Consider the following 510-nt stretch of genomic DNA (forward strand, 5'->3'; position numbering starts at 1 on the left):
TATGCTCTTCTTCCTAAAGTTGTATACATAGCTCATCTTGGAATGATTCCTAACCTCACAAAACATCATCAACTCGATTAGACAATTTACTATGCCCGATATCGGCAGGAATCGCAACAAAAAGACCAACTCCTTTAGCAATCAATGCTTCTGCCATATGAGGAGCAACTACAAAAATTGTAGCGTGTTCTACACCCACAAGCGTATTAAATGCTGACATAATATCCCAAACAGTACCAAATAGGCCAAAATATCGACATACAGAACCGAACGTAGCCAAAGCTGGCAACTTTCTATCTAGCGCTCTCGCCTCTTTAGCTATCGCTATACTTAATGTTCTTTCCATACCCTCTAGTATAGTATCGCCTCTTAGTATCCCAGTATCTTTAAGATAATTAAATTCTCTTAAACCTGAGCAAAATATTATTGATTTACCAAAGATGTTTTCTTTATGTTGGAGATAATAATCATATAATTTCTGTATAAGATTTCCTTCCCAAAACAACTTAT

1 pseudogene is annotated in these 510 nt (G+C 36.1%); it reads right to left on the reverse strand.

From position 1 onward, the window contains the following. Positions 1-58 precede the first annotated feature (58 nt). Positions 59-510 (reverse strand): annotated as a pseudogene (locus FQ699_RS09630) (MotA/TolQ/ExbB proton channel family protein); the annotation flags it as partial.

Source organism: Francisella salimarina (assembly GCF_007923265.1).
In the GTDB taxonomy this organism is placed as follows: Bacteria; Pseudomonadota; Gammaproteobacteria; order Francisellales; family Francisellaceae; genus Francisella; species Francisella salimarina.